The organism is Pseudomonas sp. PAMC 25886 (assembly GCF_000242655.1).
Classification (GTDB): Bacteria; Pseudomonadota; Gammaproteobacteria; order Pseudomonadales; family Pseudomonadaceae; genus Aquipseudomonas.
Genome location: NZ_AHHC01000079.1, coordinates 12,027 through 31,248, shown reverse-complemented (window position 1 = coordinate 31,248; position 19,222 = coordinate 12,027). Strand labels below are relative to the sequence as shown.

Annotated in this window: 17 protein-coding genes; 14 read left to right on the top strand and 3 right to left on the bottom strand. The window is 64.2% G+C overall.

What is annotated here, in order from left to right:
* Positions 1–121 precede the first annotated feature (121 nt).
* A complete protein-coding gene (gene hpaR / locus MUM_RS0125180) occupies positions 122–544 on the top strand; it encodes a homoprotocatechuate degradation operon regulator HpaR (protein ID WP_010175430.1) in 423 nt (140 codons plus the stop codon).
* An 87-nt stretch (positions 545–631) separates the two neighbouring features.
* Positions 632–3,022, top strand: coding sequence for a TonB-dependent receptor (locus MUM_RS0125175; protein ID WP_010175428.1), 2,391 nt, complete (start codon positions 632–634; stop codon positions 3,020–3,022).
* Here the strand turns inward: MUM_RS0125175 and MUM_RS0125170 are convergent.
* The 3 genes from MUM_RS0125170 to MUM_RS0125160 are packed head-to-tail and all read right to left on the bottom strand — an operon-like array spanning position 2,992 to position 7,528.
* Positions 2,992–3,957: a sulfonate ABC transporter substrate-binding protein gene (locus tag MUM_RS0125170; RefSeq protein WP_010175427.1), complete on the bottom strand. Its 966-nt coding sequence runs from the start codon at positions 3,955–3,957 to the stop codon at positions 2,992–2,994. The genes MUM_RS0125175 and MUM_RS0125170 overlap by 31 nt on opposite strands.
* Positions 3,954–5,285, bottom strand: a complete 1,332-nt coding sequence (locus MUM_RS0125165) for an LLM class flavin-dependent oxidoreductase (RefSeq protein ID WP_010175425.1) — start codon at positions 5,283–5,285, stop codon at positions 3,954–3,956. The genes MUM_RS0125170 and MUM_RS0125165 overlap by 4 nt, the downstream gene beginning before the upstream one ends.
* Before the next feature lie 2 nt (positions 5,286–5,287).
* Complete coding sequence (locus MUM_RS0125160; protein ID WP_010175423.1) at positions 5,288–7,528, bottom strand: TonB-dependent receptor; 2,241 nt, start codon at positions 7,526–7,528, stop codon at positions 5,288–5,290.
* Positions 7,529–7,733: 205 nt separating this feature from the next.
* Between MUM_RS0125160 and MUM_RS0125155 the strand changes: the two genes are divergently transcribed.
* The 12 genes from MUM_RS0125155 (at position 7,734) to gspD (ending at position 19,222) form a co-directional block, all read left to right on the top strand.
* The gene (locus MUM_RS0125155; protein WP_010175421.1) at positions 7,734–8,774 is read left to right on the top strand and encodes a LacI family DNA-binding transcriptional regulator; all 1,041 of its coding nucleotides are present in this window, start codon (positions 7,734–7,736) and stop codon (positions 8,772–8,774) included.
* A 634-nt stretch (positions 8,775–9,408) separates the two neighbouring features.
* On the top strand, positions 9,409–11,103 hold the full coding sequence (gene gspE / locus MUM_RS0125150; protein WP_010175419.1) for a type II secretion system ATPase GspE: 1,695 nt from the start codon (positions 9,409–9,411) through the stop codon (positions 11,101–11,103).
* Positions 11,100–12,302: a type II secretion system inner membrane protein GspF gene (gene gspF, locus MUM_RS0125145; protein WP_010175417.1), complete on the top strand. Its 1,203-nt coding sequence runs from the start codon at positions 11,100–11,102 to the stop codon at positions 12,300–12,302. The genes gspE and gspF overlap by 4 nt, the downstream gene beginning before the upstream one ends.
* A gap of 20 nt (positions 12,303–12,322) precedes the next feature.
* Positions 12,323–12,748 carry a type II secretion system major pseudopilin GspG gene (gene gspG, locus MUM_RS0125140; RefSeq protein ID WP_010175415.1) on the top strand — a complete coding sequence of 142 codons (426 nt, stop codon included), beginning with the start codon at positions 12,323–12,325 and terminating at the stop codon, positions 12,746–12,748.
* Positions 12,748–13,179 (top strand): type II secretion system protein, encoded by a 432-nt coding sequence (locus MUM_RS0125135; RefSeq protein WP_010175413.1) that lies wholly within the window; start codon positions 12,748–12,750, stop codon positions 13,177–13,179. The genes gspG and MUM_RS0125135 overlap by 1 nt, the downstream gene beginning before the upstream one ends.
* Positions 13,176–13,547 (top strand): type II secretion system protein, encoded by a 372-nt coding sequence (locus MUM_RS0125130; protein WP_010175411.1) that lies wholly within the window; start codon positions 13,176–13,178, stop codon positions 13,545–13,547. The genes MUM_RS0125135 and MUM_RS0125130 overlap by 4 nt, the downstream gene beginning before the upstream one ends.
* Positions 13,544–14,164 carry a prepilin-type N-terminal cleavage/methylation domain-containing protein gene (locus MUM_RS0125125; protein WP_010175409.1) on the top strand — a complete coding sequence of 207 codons (621 nt, stop codon included), beginning with the start codon at positions 13,544–13,546 and terminating at the stop codon, positions 14,162–14,164. The genes MUM_RS0125130 and MUM_RS0125125 overlap by 4 nt, the downstream gene beginning before the upstream one ends.
* A complete protein-coding gene (locus tag MUM_RS0125120; protein ID WP_010175407.1) occupies positions 14,161–14,883 on the top strand; it encodes a general secretion pathway protein GspK in 723 nt (240 codons plus the stop codon). Before MUM_RS0125125 ends, MUM_RS0125120 begins: the two co-directional genes overlap by 4 nt.
* Positions 14,880–15,917, top strand: coding sequence for a PilN domain-containing protein (locus tag MUM_RS0125115; RefSeq protein WP_032882192.1), 1,038 nt, complete (start codon positions 14,880–14,882; stop codon positions 15,915–15,917). Before MUM_RS0125120 ends, MUM_RS0125115 begins: the two co-directional genes overlap by 4 nt.
* Entirely contained in the window at positions 15,892–16,503 is a 612-nt protein-coding gene (gspM, locus tag MUM_RS0125110; RefSeq protein ID WP_010175403.1) for a type II secretion system protein GspM, read from the top strand. The genes MUM_RS0125115 and gspM overlap by 26 nt, the downstream gene beginning before the upstream one ends.
* Positions 16,500–17,024, top strand: coding sequence for a hypothetical protein (locus MUM_RS0125105; RefSeq protein ID WP_010175401.1), 525 nt, complete (start codon positions 16,500–16,502; stop codon positions 17,022–17,024). The genes gspM and MUM_RS0125105 overlap by 4 nt, the downstream gene beginning before the upstream one ends.
* The gene (gene gspD / locus MUM_RS0125100) at positions 17,021–19,222 is read left to right on the top strand and encodes a type II secretion system secretin GspD (RefSeq protein ID WP_010175399.1); all 2,202 of its coding nucleotides are present in this window, start codon (positions 17,021–17,023) and stop codon (positions 19,220–19,222) included. The genes MUM_RS0125105 and gspD overlap by 4 nt, the downstream gene beginning before the upstream one ends.

The following is a 19,222-nucleotide window of genomic DNA, read 5'->3' as shown; positions in this document are numbered from 1 at the left end:
GCTGGATTAACAGGTTTTTATGAATTCGTTTCGAAATTAACGACTTGCTGCGTGCCCCGGGTTGCACGCACGTGACACCGACTCTAAGCTTCGACGCTTCGACCTCTACTGCGCGTGAACCATGCCCACCCCCAGACCGTCCCTTACGCTCACCTTGCTCCAGGCCCGCGAAGCGACCATGGCGTTCTTCCGGCCTTTGCTCAATGAACATGACCTGACTGAACAGCAGTGGCGGGTGATCCGCATCCTGCGCCAGCAGGGCGAACTGGAAAGCCACCAACTGGCGCACCTCGCGTGCATCCTCAAGCCCAGCATGACCGGCGTGCTGGGGCGGCTGGAGCGTGACGGCATCGTACGCCGGCGCAAATCAGCCGAAGACCAGCGCCGGGTGTTCGTCGCCCTGACCGAGCAGGGGCAGCAGTGTTTTGTCGACATGAGCGCCGGGATGGAAAGCAACTACCAGAAGATTCAGGAACAGTTCGGCGAGGAATCCCTGGAGCAATTGATGGAGCTGCTGCAAAAGCTGAAAGGCATCAAACCGTAATTTCAAAAAATATTGGCTGAAGCCTGTCCCCTTTTTTCACCTGGCTGGTCATTCCAGGTAAGTGAACAAAATCGAGAGCTTTTGCCAATGCCCGCCCTACGTCCGTTGCTGAATTTCAGCCTCATGCTGAGCCTGAGTGCCAGCCCGTTGTTCGTCCCCATCAGTTACGCCGAAGACGGCGCGTCCCGGCGCAGCTACCAGGTGCCGGCCGGCAGCCTGAGTGCTGCGTTGACCCGTTTCGCCGGCCTGGCCGGGGTTAACCTCTCGGTAGACCCGGCGCTGGTCAGTGGCCGCAACAGTGCCGGCCTGTCCGGCGAATACGGCGTCGAAGAAGGGTTTGCGCGCTTGCTCCAGGGCTCGGGCCTGCAACTGCAGCCTATGGGTGAACAGGCCTACATACTGACCCCGGTTCCCGAAGGCGGCAGCCTGCAACTGGCGCCCACCTCGATTCTCGGCACCACCGGCGATGCCGGCAGCGAGTCCTTCGCCGGTGGCCAGGTGGCGCGCCGTGGTTCCCAGGGTTTGCTGGGCTCGCGGGACTTCATGGAAACCCCGTTCAGCATGACCACCTACACCAGCGAGGCGGTCAAGAACCAGCAGGCGCGCACCCTCGGCGACCTGATCGCCAGCGACCCCTCGGTGCGTGCCACCAACCCGGCGGGCGGGCGCTATGAGCAATTCACCATTCGCGGCTTCAGCCTGTTCAACAGTGATGTCGCCTACAACGGCCTCTACGGCGTGCTGCCGACCTACACCATCGACATGGAAATGGCCGAGCGCGTCGACATCATCAAAGGTCCCAGCCAGTTGATCAACGGCATCTCGCCACGGGGCAGCGTGGGCGGCGGGATCAACGTGGTGCCCAAGCGCGCCACCGACACACCCATCACCTCCTTCACCGGCAGTTGGGCCTCCGACAGCCAGGCGGGCGGGGCCGTGGACATCGGCCGGCGCTTTGGCGAAGACAATAAGTTCGGCCTGCGTTTCAACGGCGTGAAGCAGTCCGGCGACACCACCTGGGATCACCAGAGCGTCGACCGCGAAATGGCCGTACTCGGCCTGGATTTTCGCGGTGAACGCCTGCGACTCTCCACCGACATCGGCCGCACCGAGCGCGACACCGATGCTCCGCAAGAGCGCGTGCAGGTCGGCCCCAAGGCCAATGTGCCGAGCGCCAACGACGTGCGCCACAACTACGCGCAGCCCTGGAGCAAAGCCAGCACCAACGACACCTTCGGCACGGTCAACGGTGAGTTCGACCTCAGCGACAACGTGATGCTCTACGGCGGCGTCGGCGCGCGCAAAAGTAACCATGACTTCCTGCGCCATGCGGTATCGGTGACCAACAACGCCGGCGATTTCAGCGTGCAGCCCCGGGACTTCACCCGCGACGAAAACGTGCGGACCGCCACGGCGGGCGTGCGCAACTGGTTCCATACCGGCCCGGTGAGCCATGAGGTCAACCTGGCGGCCAGTTACTTCTACATGGACTTTGAAAACGGCGGCGCGCGGTATGCGTCGGGTTCGAGCAATCTATACAACCCGGTGGAAATCCCTGCCCCCGGCAGGCCGACGCGACTCGACTCGAAGGTCTACACCGAAAACCGCTTCAGCGGCGTGGCGTTGTCCGACACCCTGGGCTTCTTCGATGATCGTCTGCTGCTGACCCTCGGCGCGCGCTGGCAGCGGGTCAAGGTGGACGACTGGACCGATGACGTCAAAGGCGACACTGCCTACGACGAAGAGAAGATTTCACCCTCGGGCGGCATCCTGTTCAAGGCCACCGACAAGCTGTCGCTGTACGCCAACTACATGGAAGGCTTGAGCCAGGGCAAGGTGGCACCGTCGACCTCGGTCAACGATGACGAAATCTTCCCGCCGTTCATCAGCCGCCAGGTCGAAGTCGGCGCCAAGTACGACGCCGGTGCGTTCGCAGTGACGGCGGCGGTGTTCCGGATCAAGCAGCCGGCCTACGAGACCAATGCCACCACGCTGGTGTTCGGCCCCAATGGCAAACGCCGGAACGACGGCGTCGAACTCAGCGTGTTCGGCGAGCCGCTCAAGGGCTTCCGCCTGCTGGGCGGGGTGATGTACATCGACAGCGAGTTGACGAACACCACCAACGGCACCTACGACGGCAACCGCGCACCCGCCACGCCCAAATACAACGTCAACCTGGGGGCCGAGTGGGACGTGCCGACCGTTGAGGGCCTGACCCTGACCAGTCGCGGGATCTATTCCAGCTCGCAGTACCTGGACCAGTCCAACGTCAAGGAAATCGACGCCTGGACCCGCCTCGACGTCGGCGCGCGCTATGCCTTCAAAGTCGACGACAAGCACATCACCCTGAGGGCCAATGTCGAGAACGTGGCCAACCGGCGCTACTGGAGTTCGGCGGGCGCCTCGGATGACAGCGAGCCGGGCCTGACCTTGTCGACGCCACGTACTTACTTGCTGTCGGCCACCGTCGACTTTTGAGGGGAGGCATCGGCGGCCTGCCACACAGCCTTCTGTACATCGATGGGCTTGGGCAACAGGCGGTTCTGGTAGAACAGGTCCGCCGTCTCCTGCTGCGCCTGGATGATCTGCTGATCAATCGGCAGTACCGGCGATGGCGGTCGATTGTCGACATAACGCGCAATCACCCCGGCCGGCAGACCCATGGAACGGGTCAGCACCTGCAGGCTGTCTTCGCGCTGGCTGCGGGTCAGGGCTTCGGCAGCGCTGAGTTCATCGAGCAGGGCGTGGATGAAGCCGCCATTGGCCTGGGCGTAGTCGCGCCGCGCGGTATAGATCGGCCCCGAAAGGTTCAAGCCTTCGCCATTGGCGAGCACGTGGCTGGGGCTTTGGCTCAGGGCCAGTGACGAGTAGGGCTCCCAGATCGCCCAGGCGTCGACACTGCCTTGCTCGAAGGCCGCCCGGGCGTCGGCCGGTGGCAGGTAAACCGGCTGGATGTCCTTGTAGCTCAAGCCGGCTTTATTCAATGCCCGCAGGACCAGGTTGTGGGAGCTGGAGCCTTTCTGGAAGGCGACTTTCTTGCCCTTGAGGTCGGCGATGGTGTGCAGCGGGCTGTCCGCCCGCACCAGGAGGGTTTCCGCCGTCGGCTTGGGCGGTTCGGCGCCGATGTAGACGAGGTCCGCGCCCGCCGCCTGGGCGAACAATGGCGGGATATCACCGGTGGACGCCACGTCCAGCGCGCCCACGTTCAAGGCTTCGAGCATCTGCGGGCCAGCGGGAAATTCGATCCATTGCACCTGTGTCTGGTCGAAGCGTTTTTCCAGCAGGCCATGTTCCTTGGCCAGCACCAGGGCAATCGAGCCTTTCTGGTAGCCGATTCTCAGGGTGGCCGGATCGGCCGCCAGCGCGGTTTGCGTCAGGGCAAACAGCGCAAACAACAGCCCAGGAATCTTCATGCTTGTTTCTCCGCAAAGCGATTGCCCGGCCGCGCCAAGCCAAGGTTTTCACGCAGCGTGGAGCCTGCGTATTCGGTCCGGAACAGGCCGCGCCGTTGCAATTCCGGCACCACCCACTGGGCGAAGTCCTCGAGCCCGCCCGGCAGGTGCGGCACCAGCACATTGAAGCCATCGGCGGCGCCGTTTTCGAACCAGTGCTGCAGCTCATCAGCGATCTGAACGGGCGTGCCGATCAGGCTGTAATGCCCGCGGCCACCGGCAATTCGGCGGCCCAGCTGCGCCAGGCTCAGGTGTTCGCGGCCCGCCAGTTCGGTCAGCAGTTGCTGGCGGCTGCGCTGGCCGCTGTCGGTCAATGGCAGTTCCGGCAGCGGGCCGTCCAGCGGGTAGCCAGACAAGTCGAAATTGCCCAGCATGCGCCCCAGCAAGGCGACGCCCACTTCGGGTTCGACCAACTGCTGGAAGGCCTCGAATTTGTCTCGCGCTTGCGCTTCTGTCTGCCCGACGACCACAAATACCCCCGGCATGATCTTCAATGCATCCGGCTCGCGCCCGTATTGAGCCAGGCGACCTTTGAGGTCGGCATAGAACGCCTGGGCGTTGGCCAATGAAGTCTGGGCGGTGAACACCACCTCGGCGGTTTGCGCCGCCAAGTCACGGCCCGCCTCGGAAGAACCGGCCTGGACAATCACCGGCTGGCCCTGGGGCGAGCGTGCCACGTTCAGCGGGCCCTTGACCCGAAAGTGTTCACCGACATGTTCAAGCACGTGCAGTTTTGCCGGGTCGTAGTAGCTGCCACTGGCCTTGTCGCGCACAAAGGCATCGTCTTCCCAGCTGTCCCACAAGCCCGTCACCACCTGATGAAACTCCCGGGCACGGCTGTAGCGTTCGCCGTGGCCGAGGTGTTCGTCTCGCCCGAAATTCCGTGCTTCGGCGGCATTGTCCGAGGTCACCAGGTTCCAGCCGGCGCGCCCGCCGGACAAGTGATCCAGGGAGGCGAATTTGCGTGCCACATGGTAAGGCTCGTTGTAGCTGGTGGTGGCCGTGGCGATCAGGCCGATGTGTTCGGTCACCGCGCTCAACGCCGAGAGCAACGTCAGCGGCTCGAAATGATCCGAGCGCGCCATGCGGCTGGCGATCTCGCCGGTGGCGGCGGCAATGCTGTCGGCCACGAACAGGGCGTCGAACTTTGCCGCCTCGGCAATCTGCGCCAGGCATTTGTAGTGGGCGAAATCCAGCCCGGCGTTGGCCGGCACATCAGGATGGCGCCAGGCGGCCACGTGGTGCCCGGTGGCCATGAGAAAAGCGCCGAGTTTCAGTTGACGGGGCATGCTTAGAAATCCTTGCGCAGTTGCACGCCGAAGTAACGTTCATCGTCACGGGGTACGGCGCGGTAGATGTAGCTGCCGCCACTGGCCAGCAGCGGTGAATAGGATTTGTCGGTGAGGTTCTTCGCCAGCAGCGCCACACGCCAGCCGTTGTTGTAGTCGGCGAGGGCGACGCTGGCGTTCCAGATGCCGTAGGCGCCTTGCTTGGTGTCGACATTCTGGCTGATGTCGTACTGCACTTCGCTCTGCCAGCTGTAGTCGGTGCCCAGTTCGATGTCCAGGCCATTGTCCAGCGGGATGCTGTAGTCGGCGCGCACGTAGCTTTTCCAATCCGGGCTGAAGGGCAGTGGCTTGCCGTTGACGTTGCACGACGCCGCTGCGCCCGGCGGGCAGGCGAACTCATCGATGCGGGCACGGGTGTAGGCCAGTGCGCCGGAGAGCTTGAGTTGTTGGGTGGCCTGCAAGGCGTAGTCGAGTTCGACGCCTTCGGTGCTGACACTGCCGGCGTTGATCAGGCGCGTCACCACTTGCCCGGCGACGGTGTCGAAGAAGTTCGCCTGGTAGTTGTCGTAGTCGCTGTGGAAGATCGCCAGGTTGGTGGTCAGGCGGTTGTTCCAGCTGGTGGCCTTGATCCCGACTTCCCAGGTGTTGGAGGTTTCCGGCTTGAGCGCGTCGGTGTCCCGTGGCTGCATGTTGAAGAACACGTTGTAGGCCGGGCCCTTGTAGCCACGCGAGTAGGTCAGGTAGCTGGTGACAGTGTCGCTCAGGTCGTACTGCACCCCCAGCCGGCCGGACCAGCCGTCTTCATCCACCGAGCCGGAACTGCTGGTGGCCGGTTGAATGCCGCTGACGGTGGTGGCCGAGGTGGACACGCGGCGGTGATCGTATTCCAGGTCGTCGTGGGTATAGCGCAGGCCGGCGATGCCGCGAAAGCTCGAGGTGAAATTCAGCGTGGTCTCGCCGAACACCGCGTAGCTGTCACTGGTGGTGCCGTAGTCGGCGATGCCACGGTCGGTGCGCGTGGTGGTGGTGAGGGTGCGCTGGTAGGTTTCCTGGTCCTTGCCGTGCATGTAGAACAGGCCGCCGACGTATTCGAGGAATTCGCCTTTGGGCGAGGCCAGCCGCAGCTCCTGGGAATATTGGCCGAACGCCAGTTGGCCTTTGTCGGCGGTGCCGGGGAAGGCCGCTGTCACGGTGCCCAGGCGGTCGCCGTCCTGGTACTGGGTGTTGTCCCAGCCGCGCCAGGCGGTGATCGAGGTCAGGGTGTAATCACCCAGGTTCCAGTCCAGTTGGGCAGACAAGCCTTTGTTGGTGTCGTCGACGCGGGTACGGGTGTCGGTGTTGATGTCGCGGTTGTCGCTGGTCCCGCGCACCGGGTTCAACGCGTTGGCGAACGCCGGGGTCAGGGATTTGCTCACCACGCCATTGGGCGCGTCGTCGTGGGACTGCATGTAGTCGGCAATCAGGGTCAGTTTTATGTCGTCGTTGGGGGTGAACTCCAGCTTGCCGCGCACGCCCTGGTGGTTGTAGCCGTTCACTTCCTGGCCGTTGTGCTTGTTGTCGACGTTACCGTCGTAGGTGCCGAACAGGCCGCTGATCGAGCCCTTCAGCGTACCGGGAATCAGGCTGCCGCCAAGGCCGAAGCGGGTGCGGCTTTCATTGCCGCTGTAGTACGACTGGTCGATATAGCCGTGGGTCTCGGCCGTCGGCGCCTTGCTGGTGATGTTGAGCACACCGGCCGAGGCATTCTTGCCGAACAGCGTGCCCTGGGGCCCGCGCAGCACTTCGACGCGCTCCAGGTCCAGCAGGTCGAGAGTGGCCTGGCCGGGGCGGGCGTACACCACGCCGTCAATCACCGTGGCCACGGTGGGTTCAACCCCGGGCGAGGTGGAAATCGTGCCCACGCCCCGCACGAACAGCGAGGTGTCTTTGTTCGACGCGCCGGTACGGAAATTCAGTGACGGCACTTGCTGGACGATGCTGCCCACGCCGTTGCGATTGTCACGCTCCAGCTGTTCGCCATCGAGCACCGAGACGGCCACCGGAACCTTTTGCAGCGATTCTTCGCGGCGAGTGGCGGTTACCGTGACCGGCTTGAGGGTGGGTTCCTGCTCGTCGGCGGCAAATGCACCAGGCACGGGCAGGGCGGCGAGCCCCGCGAGGAGCCAGCCCAGATGGGGGCGGCGCGCGGTCGCGGCGCGGATGGATTGCGAAAGTTTTTGAGGTTGCCCCGAATGTGTGTGCATGCTCTGACCGCTCGAAATGTGCCCTGAACCGCTGCCGTTCTGCGACGACAGCGCCGTTGAAACTGTCTTGGGCATTCGCTCGAGCGAGTAGCAGACAAAACGCTTTGGTAGCGCTAACATCGGCATTATTGGTAGCTGTGACATAGAGCGTCAAATACTAAAAAATTAGTTTTATATTCTTTTAGGTTTTTAACAGGATCGTCCCTTGAGCGAAGACAAACCCCGGAAACGCCGTGGCGCCGGCCGTGTCACCTTGAACACCGTGGCGCGCCAGGCCGGTGTGTCAGCGATTACCGTGTCGCGCTATTTCAACCAGCCGGAGCAGGTCTCGCCTGAGCGCCGCGAACGCATTGCGGCGGTGGTCGCCGAGTTGGGCTACGTGCCCAACCTGGTGGCGGGTGGGTTGGCGTCCGCGCGGGGCAGAATCGTCGCCATGGTGATCCCGAACATCTCCGGGCCGATCTTCGCCAATACCATCCAGGGCTTCAGCGACACCCTCAGCCGGCATGGCTATCAACTGCTGCTGGCGTCCAGTTACTTCAGCGCCGAGCAGGAAGAAAACGCAGTGCGCGCGTTCCTCGGTTGGTCGCCGGCGGCGTTGGTGCTCACCAGCCGCTTCCACAGTGCGGGCACCGAGAAGATGATCGCCGAGGCCGATATCCCGGTGGTCGAAACCTGGGACTACCAACCCGGGCGCGAGCCGTTGCAGATTGGCTTTTCCCATTACGAGGTGGGCGTGACCGCCGCGCGCTACCTGCACGGCAAGGGGTATCGGCGCATCGCCTTCGTGCAGAACAGCGCGCCGGGGGACTTCAGTGCACTGGAGCGCCGGGACGGCTACAGCGCGACCCTGCTGGAGTTGGGTTTGCAGCCCTGGGTGTTTGCCCCGGACGCCGATCGCGCACCGTTTGAGGCGGGCAAGCAAGCCATGCAAGCGTTGATGAGCGCTGCCATACGGCCTGACGCGATCATCTTCGCCAACGACAACCTGGCCGCCGGTGGCTTGCTGGCCGGGCAACGGGCCGGGCTGAAAATCCCCGAGGAGTGTGCGGTGCTCGGCTTTGGTGATTACCCGTTTGCCGAAATGCTCTTGCCGAGTCTCAGCACCATCAAGCCGCCTGCCCTGGAGATTGGGGTGCTGGCGGCGACGCGGGTGCTTGAAAGCCTGGGCGTGCTGCCGGTAGAGGATGAAGTGCAGCGCTTGAACCTGTTGGCGTGCGGCCTGATGGAGCGTGAGAGCGCCTGAGTCTGATTGCGGCTTCTCGCGACTCTGTGACATCGAGTTATTCAAAGCCGGGCGCCGAAACATGCGTTGGGTGGTGCGCGTTCGTCAGTTTTTTTACCGGTGCTAGTTCGTCTTTGGTGAGGTTGTTGTGCGATGGCTAATTGAAATTAGCACAGCGAATTTCACAATGTATAAGGTGTAATGATTGAGTGGACTGTTCTGGTGAGTAGTGTCTATGTGATATTGCAAAATGGCATTTTTAGTCGATAAATTGCCGTCAATGGGTCAGATATTGCCGTTAAGCATCAAGCTGTAGCTGGATTTTGCGTGAAGTGGGCAATATTTCCCTGCACTAATGAACTTAGTTTAAACATGTTAGTCGATTTTTTAAACGACGTTTCCGGGGTCATGGCCAACTAGTGGCGTCTTTCGGTAGTTCTAAATGGCCATAAATTAAGTTGGCTGTAATACAAAATGTTTTGGTGTAGGGTCTTTACCTTGTCAGGACATCGCCTGCGCCAAATACCTCTAACCAAGTTTGGATGCACTTGTTCCAGCGCGCGCCGCACGTGCCACGGAACAGGTTTTTAAATAGCCCCTCAGATTTGTACAAATGCCCCAGTCCATATCGGCAATACCCATCGATGCGTGCCGAATGCAAATTCCGGATGCCGAACAGGTGTGCGCGTGGCTGATGCGAAAAGCCGGTCTGAAAACCGTCGACCTCGAGCGCGCGCGACGATTATCCCAGGGCGCCGATGACAGCGGTTTGCTCGGCCTGCTGACGCGCCTGGGCCTGGTCTCCGAAGTGCAACTGGCGCGGGCCTGGGCTGATTTGCTCGGCGCCCCGTTGTTGCTGGCCGACGCCGCACCGCCCGTACTTGACCCGCTGCCGGCGCTGACCGAGCGTTTCATGCGCCATTATCAGGTGGTGCCGGTGGGCTGGAGCCACGGTGGTGTGCGGGTGCTGGCGGCCAATCCGGCGTTGTTGTATCCGTTCCAGGCCCTGGCGTATGCGTGCGGCGTGCCGGTGTGGCTGGCGGTCGGGCCGCGCAATGAAGTCGAAACCCTGATCGAGCGCTACTACGGCCAGGGCCGTTCCGCCATGGGCACCCTGATCGAAAACCTCGACGAGCAGGGCGGCGCCCTCGAAGACATCGAACACCTCAAGGACATGGCCTCCGAAGCCCCGGTGATTCGCCTGGTCAACCTGATCCTGCAACGGGCCGTGGAACAGCGCGCCTCGGACATCCATATCGAGCCCTTCGAAAACCAGCTCAAGGTGCGCTACCGCATCGACGGTGTGCTGCACGAAGCCGAAGCACCGCCGGCGAGTTCCTCGGCGGCGGTGATTTCCCGGGTCAAGATCATGGCGCGCCTCGACATCGCCGAGCGCCGACTGCCGCAAGACGGCCGGATCATGTTGCGCATCCAGGGCAAGGAACTGGATTTGCGGGTGTCCACGGTGCCCACCAGTTTTGGCGAGTCGGTGGTGATGCGCCTGCTCGACCGCCAGACCGTGCAGTTCGATTTCCCGAGCCTGGGCTTCGACGGCCGGCGGCTGGAAACCTTTCTGGAGGTGCTCGAACGGCCCCACGGTATCCTGCTGGTCACCGGGCCCACCGGCTCGGGCAAGACCACCACGCTGTACACCGCGCTGTCGCGGCTCAATACCGCCGAGCGCAAGATCATCACCGTCGAAGACCCGGTGGAATACCAGCTGGAAGGCATCAACCAGATTCAGGTCAAACCGGCCATCGGGCTGGACTTCGCCGGGGCGCTGCGCTCTATCGTGCGCCAGGACCCGGACGTGATCATGATTGGTGAGATCCGCGACCTTGAAACCTGCCGCATCGCCATCCAGTCCTCCCTGACCGGCCACCTGGTGCTCTCGACCCTGCACACCAACAGCGCGGCGGCGAGTATCACGCGCCTGTTGGACATGGGCGTGGAGAGCTACCTGATCGCCTCGACCGTCAATGGCATCCTCGCCCAGCGCCTGGTGCGCCGCCTCGACCCGGCGACCCGCGAGGCATTCGAAGCGCCACCGGAATTGATCCGGGAACACGGCCTCGACCGCTTCACCGACCAGCGCCCGATCCTGCTGTACCGGCCCCGCGCGAACACCCCCGGCGGCGGTTACCACGGCCGCAGTGCAATCACCGAATTACTGGTGATGAATGACGAACTGCGCAGCCTGTTGATGCGCCAGGCCGACGCCGCCACCCTCGAGCAGGCCGCTCGCCGTGGTGGCCTGCGCACCCTGCATGAAGAGGGCCTGCGCCAGGCGCTGGCGGGTGTCACGTCCCTGGAAGAAGTGCTGCGCGTCACCCGTGGAGAGGGCGCGTGAGCCTGTTCAAATACCGCGCCCTGGACAGCCAGGGCCTCGCGCAAAACGGCACCGTCGAAGCCAGGGACCAGGCCGCCGCCATCGCCGCGCTGCACAAGCGCGGCCTGTTGCTGTTGCAGATCGATGCCGCCGGTGCCCAAGGACTGCGTAATGCGTTCGGGCGTGGCCAGTTGAACGGCGCGGCGCTGGTCAGCTTTACCCAGCAACTGGCCACGCTGCTGGGGGCGGGCCAGCCGCTGGAACGCTCCCTGGGCATCCTGCTCAAGCAGCCCGGCCAACCGCAGACCCGTGCACTGATCGAGCGCATCCGCGAGCACGTTAAGGCCGGCAAGCCCTTGTCGGCGGCGCTGGAGGAGGAGGGCAGCCAGTTCTCGCCGCTGTACCTGAGCATGGTCCGCGCCGGCGAGGCAGGCGGTGCGCTGGAGCACACCCTGCGCCAGCTCAGCGACTACCTGGAACGCAGCCAGTTATTGAGGGGCGAAGTGATCAACGCCCTGATCTATCCCGCCTTCCTGGTGGTCGGCGTGCTCGGTTCGCTGGCGCTGTTGCTGGCTTATGTGGTGCCGCAGTTCGTGCCGATCTTCAAGGACCTGGGCGTGCCAATTCCGCTGATCACCGAAGTGATTCTGGACCTCGGGCAGTTCCTCGGCGCCTATGGCCTGGCGGTGCTCGCCGGGTTGATCGCGGTGAGCTGGGGCCTGGCGGCGTACCTGCGTAACCCTCTGCACCGCGAAACGTACGACCGGCGGGTGCTCGGTATTCGTCTCATCGGCCCGCTGCTGCAACGGGTCGAAGCCGCACGCCTGGCGCGCACCCTCGGCACCTTGCTGAGCAACGGCGTGGCGCTGCTGCAAGCCTTGGTGATCGCCCGTCAGGTCTGCACCAACCGTGCGTTGCAGGCACAAGTCGCCCAGGCCGCTGAGTCGGTGAAGGGCGGCGGCACCCTGGCCAGTGCGTTTGGCAGCCAGCCGCTGTTGCCGGACCTTGCCCTGCAAATGATTGAAGTCGGCGAACAGGCCGGTGAACTGGACAGCATGCTGCTCAAGGTCGCCGACGTGTTCGACGTCGAAGCCAAACGCGGCATCGACCGCCTGCTGGCCGCGCTGGTGCCGTCCCTGACCGTGGTCATGGCGGTGCTGGTGGCGGTGATCATGCTGGCGATCATGCTGCCGCTGATGAGCCTGACCAGCAATATATGAAGACCCAAGGAAGCAAGCCGATGCGCCATACCCGTTTCAAACCCGCCCGCCGCCAAGGCGGGTTCACCTTGCTGGAAATGCTCGCAGTGATCGTGCTGCTGGGCATCGTCGCCACCATCGTGGTGCGCCAGGTGGGCGGTAACGTCGACAAGGGCAAATACGGCGCAGGCAAGGCGCAACTGGCCAGCCTGAGCATGAAGATCGAGAGCTACGGCCTGGACGTCGGTTCGCCGCCCAAGAGCTTGCAGCAACTGGTCGACAAGCCCGGCAACACCGCCGGCTGGGCCGGGCCGTACGCCAAACCTTCAGACCTCAAGGACCCGTTCGGCCATCCCTTTGGCTACCGCTTTCCGGGTGAACATGGCGCCTTCGACCTGATCTTCTACGGTCAGGACGGCCAGCCCGGCGGCGAAGGCTACAGCGCCGACCTGGGCAACTGGGAATAATGCCTGCCCTCCAACGCGGTTTTACCCTGCTGGAAATGCTGGTGGTGATCATCTTGATCAGCATCGCCGCCGGGTTGGTGGGATTTGGCCTGCAACAGGGCTTGCAAGTTGCCAAAGAGCGCCAGGCGGTCGGGCAGATCGTCGATGCGTTGCGCAGCACGCGGGCGCGGGCGGTTATCGGCGGCGTACCGGCCAAAACCGTATTTGACTTGGTCCACCTGAGCTTCCAGGCGCCGGGACGACCTGTCAGGCACTGGCCGGCCGACCTGCACGTGACCCTGCACACCGCCGAGCATGCAGGCTCGGCAGTGGAGTTTTACCCCGACGGCAGTTCCACCGGCGGCAACCTCTTGTTGGCCAATGGCACGCGGCGTTGGCGCATCGATATTGGCTGGCTGACGGGCAGCGTGCAGTCCGAGGCAGTGCGATGAATCGCCAGTCGGGTTTTACCTTGTTGGAGATGCTCGCCGCACTGACCCTTATGGCGATCTGCAGCACGGTGTTGCTGGTCGCATTCGGCCAGAGCGCGCGCGCGTTGTTGCAGGTGGCCCGCAGCGACCGTCTGACCCATGCCGCGTTGAGCGTGATGGATCAGGAAGCGTCAGGCCCGCTGGCCAGCGGCATGCGCCAGGGACGCCTGGACGAGGGTATCGACTGGCAACTGACCATCGCCCAGCAGCCGACCGGTATCGGTCAGCCGCGTTTGTTTCGCCTCGACCTGACCGTCAGCGAGGCCCGGCGCCAGGCGCGGTTCAGCACCTTGAAACTGCGCGCCGCCACCGACGGGGCCGGCCTGTGAATCAGCGTCAACAGGGCTTTACCTTATTGGAAATCCTGGTTGTGCTCGGCTTGCTGGGCGTGTTGCTGGTGCTGGTGGGCGGCGCGTTGCTGGGCGCCAACCGCGCCGTGCTCAAGGCCCAGCGCTACACCGTCAGCCTGGATGAAATGCGCGCCGCGCAACAGTTCCTGCGCACGGCCATCAGCGAGGCGCTGCCCCTGGACGTGACCGAGGACGACAGCCAGACCAACGGCTTTTTCGTCGGATCTGCCCAGCGCCTGCAATTCGTCGCGACCTTGCCGGGCGTGCTCGGCGGCGGCATCCAGCGTTTCACCTTGCAGTTGGCGGAGCGCGAGTTGCAGGTGGCGTTCGCGCGGTTTGAGTCCAGCGCCCAGGTGAGTGTGCCGGCCACCCGCAGCGAGCCGCAGGTGTTGCTGAAGAACGTCGAGGCCCTGCAATTCAGTTATCGCGGCGTGTCGCCCAAGGGCCAGGCCACGGGCTGGATCAATGACTGGCCGTGGACCAAGCGCCTGCCGTACGCGGTGCGCATTGCGGCGCGGGTCAACGGGCCGGTGCCGTGGGTGACCCAGGTGGTCGCCCTGCGGCTGAATCTCTCCAGTGCGGGGGCAGGCGAATGAAGCACCAGCGCGGCGTTGCACTGCTGCTGGTGCTGTGGGTGCTGGCGTTGCTCAGCCTGCTGCTGGGCGGTCTGGCCGGTTGGGTGCAGTTGGAGACTCGCCAGGCCCTGTGGCATCGCCAGCACACCCAGGCGCTGCTTGCGGCGGAGGCGGGCGTGGCGTTGGCCCTGCAGGCGCTGGCCGATCCCTTGCAGCGTAAACAGTGGATTGCCGATGGCCGGGAAATGCCCCTGGTGTTTGATGACGCGCAGTTGCAGGTGAGCCTGCACAGCGAGCGCGGCAAGTTGTATTTGAACAGCGCCGAGCCCACCGATTTTGCCCGCCTGACCCTGGCCTGCGGCGCCACCCAGGCCCAGGCCAACCGGCTGGCCAAGGACCTGGAGGCGCGGCGCAACGAAGGGCTGGCACCGTTTCGGGTGGTGGAGGAAGTGCGGCAATTGCCTGGCATGACCCAGGCGCTGTACAGCCGGCTCGCTCCGGAAATCAGCCTGTGGAGTGGCCTGGACCGGCCCGATCCCGCCTTCGCCAGCCCGTTGATGCGCCACGCCCTGGACCTGCCACGGCAGAGCGCGGTGGGCGCAGACCCCGGTGACGTGCTGGTGATCGACAGCCGCGCGCAACGCCCCGGCGGTTACCACGCCCGGTTACGCACCACCGTGTTATTGAGCCCATCGGAGGGAAGCGCACAACCTTATCGGGTGCTGCGTTGGCAAGAATGAATCCAGACCTTTCAGCGCCCGTGGCGCGCCTTCAACAGCTGGCAGCACCGCTCACCCGGCGCTGGCACGGCAGTTTGCTGCAATTGGGCTGGCGGCTGTGGCTCAAGGAACTGCGTGGCTGCCTGCCGGCGTGGCTGTCGCTCCACGACATTCCCGAGCACCGCTACCACTGGCCCTTGACCGAGCCGGTGGCCAAGCCCCCCGGCGAAGTGCGCCAGGTGTTGGTGCTTGCGCCCTCGACGGTGCTGCTGCAAACCCTGCAGTTGCCCCTGGCGGCGGCGCGCAACCTGTCGACGGTGGTGGGTTACGAGCTGGACCGCTTTACCCCGTTCGAGGCCGGGCAGTTGTACTTCGTGGCCCGTCAGGAGCGGCGCACCGCCACGCACGTGCAGGTGACCCTGGTGGCGATCCTGCGAGAGCGTCTGGACCAGATCCTGGTGGACTGCGCCGGCCTCGGCTTGCAGCCCCACGCGGTGGATGTGAACGCAATGGGCATCGATTTGCTGCCGGCTCCGCTCTGCCCCCGCCAGCGCCCGGCCGGGAAGGGCTTGCAACGCAGCTTGCCGTGGCTGTGCGGCGCGTTGCTGATTGCGGCGATGCTGCTGTGGCTCAACGACCGCCAGCGGGTGCTGGACGTCATGCATGAGCAGGTGCAGCAGCAAAAAAACCAGGTCGCGGAGATCCAGCGCCTGCGCCAGCAATTGCTCAACACCCGTGGCGCCGCGCAGTACCTGATTCGCCGCAAGTCGGCACAACCGCCGCTGGCTGCACTGCTCAATGAACTGACCGCGTGCCTGCCCGCCGACACCTGGATTGACCAGTTGGACGTCAACCACGGCGCCGACGTGTCTTTCTCCGGGCAGAGTGCCAAGGCGAGTGCCTTGATCACCCGGATCAAGGCCTGTCACAGCCTGGAAAACGCCCAGTTCGAAGGGGTGATCCAACCCGATGCGCAAACCGGCAAGGATCAGTTTTCCCTGCGCGCCCACTTGCACCAGGAGACCGCCGATGCGCCGACCACTGACACCCCGTGAACGTCGCGGCGCGGCCTTGCTGCTGCTGGCGCTGGTGCTCGGCAGCGCTTACTGGCTGCTGATCGACAGCTGGTTCGCCGGGCCTTTGCGTGCCATGGGCGAGCAAGCCGAACAGCTGCGCGAACAACAGCAACGCTACGCCGGCCTGCTGCACCAGGGCGCCGCCTTGCGCGAGCAACTGGAGCAAGCCCGCCAGGACCCGGCCAGCAGCACCAGCCTGTTGCCCGGGGATGATCCCAGCGCCGTGGCGGCCGACCTGATGCAGCGCATCGCCGACCTGATCAGCAGCCGCGCCAGCCTCGGCGGCGGGTGCAGCCTGACCCAGCGCATGCCCATCACCCCGGAGCAGGACGACACCGAGCCCTATCGCCAGGTAAAAGTCAGCCTGACCCTCAACTGCGCCATCGAGCCCCTGACCGCAATCCTGCATGAACTGGAGTACCAGCGGCCGTTCCTGTTCGTGGATGAAATGAGCATCCGTCGCGGGCCGAATGCCCCGGCCAGCGGTGGCGCCGGAAAGCTGGTGGTGCACCTGCTGGTGCGCGGTTATCTGCAACCGGCAATCGCCACGCAGGCCCGCCGATGATCAATGCATTGCGCCCCCTGGAGTGGGGCTTGCTCGGTGTGGCCGGGCTGCTGGGCCTGCTGATGGTGGGCATCCTGAGCAGCATCGGCGATGCGCCGCAGTGGCTGGATGAGCCCGCCGGCACGGCGCGCGCCACTGCCTCGGCCAAGGTCCTTGTCGCCCCGAGCGCGACCCTGGAAAGCCTCGCCGGCACCTGGCAGGCGCCGCTGTTCAGCCCCGACCGCAGCCCCGATGCCGCCGTTGGCCAGGCCGAGATTTCCAGCCTGTCGAGCCTGAAGCTCAGCGGCGTGCTGCTGGACGGCGACCTGCGGGTCGCGCTGTTCACGCGAGCGGAAGGCCCGCCACTCAAAGTCCATCAGGGCCAGACCTTGCCCAATGGCTGGCGCCTGGAACACCTGACACCGTTGCACGCCCGTTTTGTGCTGGATGGTCGCACGCAGCTCCTGAGCCTCAGTGTCCTGCGTTTGCCGCCGCCGTCCACCACGCCACCGATTTCCCTTCCTCACGAGCCCGCCCCTTGATCGATACTTGCCCCGGCGCCTTGCGCACCACTGTGTTTTGCCTGGCCACTGCCGTCTCCCTGGGCGGCTGTGGGTCACTCCCCGATCACCTCGACCCGGACGACGCCTTGCTCCACGAGGCGATGCAGGGCACTGGCTCGCAACGGCCGCCCGTGGACCCGACCAGCGAGCCGCCTGCTGCTGACAGTCGCCAATCCCGGACGCCCACGCCGCCCCAGCGCCAGTTGATTCGCGGCAACCAGCAGTTTGTGCGCCAGCCCGCGCCGGCGCCGGCGGTCAAGGATGAGGCCAGTGGCGACATCGTGTTCAACTTCGCCGACCAGCCGATTGAAGCGGTGATCAACAGCGTGATGGGTGACCTATTGCACGAGAACTACAGCATCGCCCAGGGCGTGAAAGGCAACGTGAGCTTTTCCACCTCAAAACCGGTGAACAAGCAGCAGGCGTTGTCGATCCTCGAAACCCTGCTGTCGTGGACCGATAACGCAATGATCCGCCAGGGCCAGCGCTACGTGATCCTGCCGGCCAACCAGGCCGTGGCGGGCAAGCTGGTGCCGGAAATGAGCGTGTCCCAGCCTTCCAGCGGGCTCTCGGCGCGGCTGTTTCCGCTGCGCTATATCTCGGCCACGGAAATGCAGAAACTGCTCAAGCCGTTCGCCCGGGAAAACGCGTTCCTGCTGGTGGACCCGGCGCGCAATGTGCTGAGCCTGGCCGGCACGCCGGATGAGTTGGCCAACTACCAGGACACCATCGACACCTTCGATGTCGACTGGCTCAAAGGCATGTCGGTGGGGGTGTTCGGTTTGCAACGGGCCTCGGTGGCCGAGTTGATGCCCGAACTGCAGAAAATGTTCGGCCCCGACAGCGGCATGCCCCTGGCGGGCATGGTGCGGTTTTTGCCGATTGAGCGGACCAACTCGGTGGTGGCGATCTCGTCCCAGCCGCAGTACCTCAGCGAAGTCGGCGACTGGATTCACACCATCGACGAAGGCGGCGGCAACGAACCGCAGATGTACGTCTACGACGTGCGCAACATGAAGGCCACCGACCTCGCCAAGTACCTGCGGCAAATCTACGGCACCGGCGCGATCAAGGACGACACCCCGGCCAAGGTGGCGCCCGGGTTGCGCACCGCAACCTTGTCGTCACTCAACACCGGTGGCAGCACCCCGGGTGGCCTGGACAACAGCGGCAATAACCCGCCCGCCAGTGAGGCTGAAGACCCGGCCCCGGCCGCCAGCGAAGACAGTGAAGGTGCGGAGCAGGGCGCGGCCACCAAAAGCCTCGACGCCGGCACCCGGATCACCGCGCAAAAAAGCAGTAACCAGTTGCTGGTGCGCACCCGCCCCGTGCAGTGGAAGGAAATCGAGTCGGCGATCAAACGCCTCGACAACCCGCCGCTGCAAGTGCAGATCGAGACGCGCATCCTCGAAGTCAAACTCACCGGCGAGCTGGACCTCGGGGTGCAATGGTACCTGGGGCGGCTGGCGGGCAATTCCACCAGCACCACGGTGGCCAATACCCCCGGCAGCCAGGGCGCGCTGGGCGGTGGCGGGGCGGGGTTGGGCGCCGATTCGCTGTTCTATTCCTTCGTCAGCTCCAACCTGCAAGTGGCCTTGCACGCCCTGGAAACCAATGGCCGCACCCAAGTGCTGTCGGCGCCGTCGCTGGTGGTGATGAACAACCAGCCGGCGCAGATCCAGGTGGGCGACAACATCCCCATCAGCCAGACCACGGTCAACACCGGCAACTCCGACACCACGTTGAGCAGCGTCGAATACGTGCAGACCGGGGTGATTCTGGACGTGGTGCCGCGCATCAACCCGGGCGGCCTGGTGTATATGGACATTCAGCAGCAGGTCAGCGACGCCGAGAGCCCGACCACCAACAGCAGCGATACGCCCAACAACCCGCGGATCTCCACGCGCTCGGTGTCGACCCAGGTGGCGGTGCAAAGCGGCCAGACCGTGTTGCTCGGCGGGCTGATCAAGCAGGACAACGCCGAGAGTGTCAGCGCCGTGCCATACCTGGGGAAAATCCCCGGGCTGCGCTGGTTGTTTGGCAACACCAGCAAATCAAAAGACCGCACCGAATTGATCGTGCTGATCACGCCCCGGGTGATTACCAGCAGCGGCCAGTCGCGACAGGTGACGGATGACTACCGCCAGCAGATGCAGCTGTTGCGACCGGCCAACTAA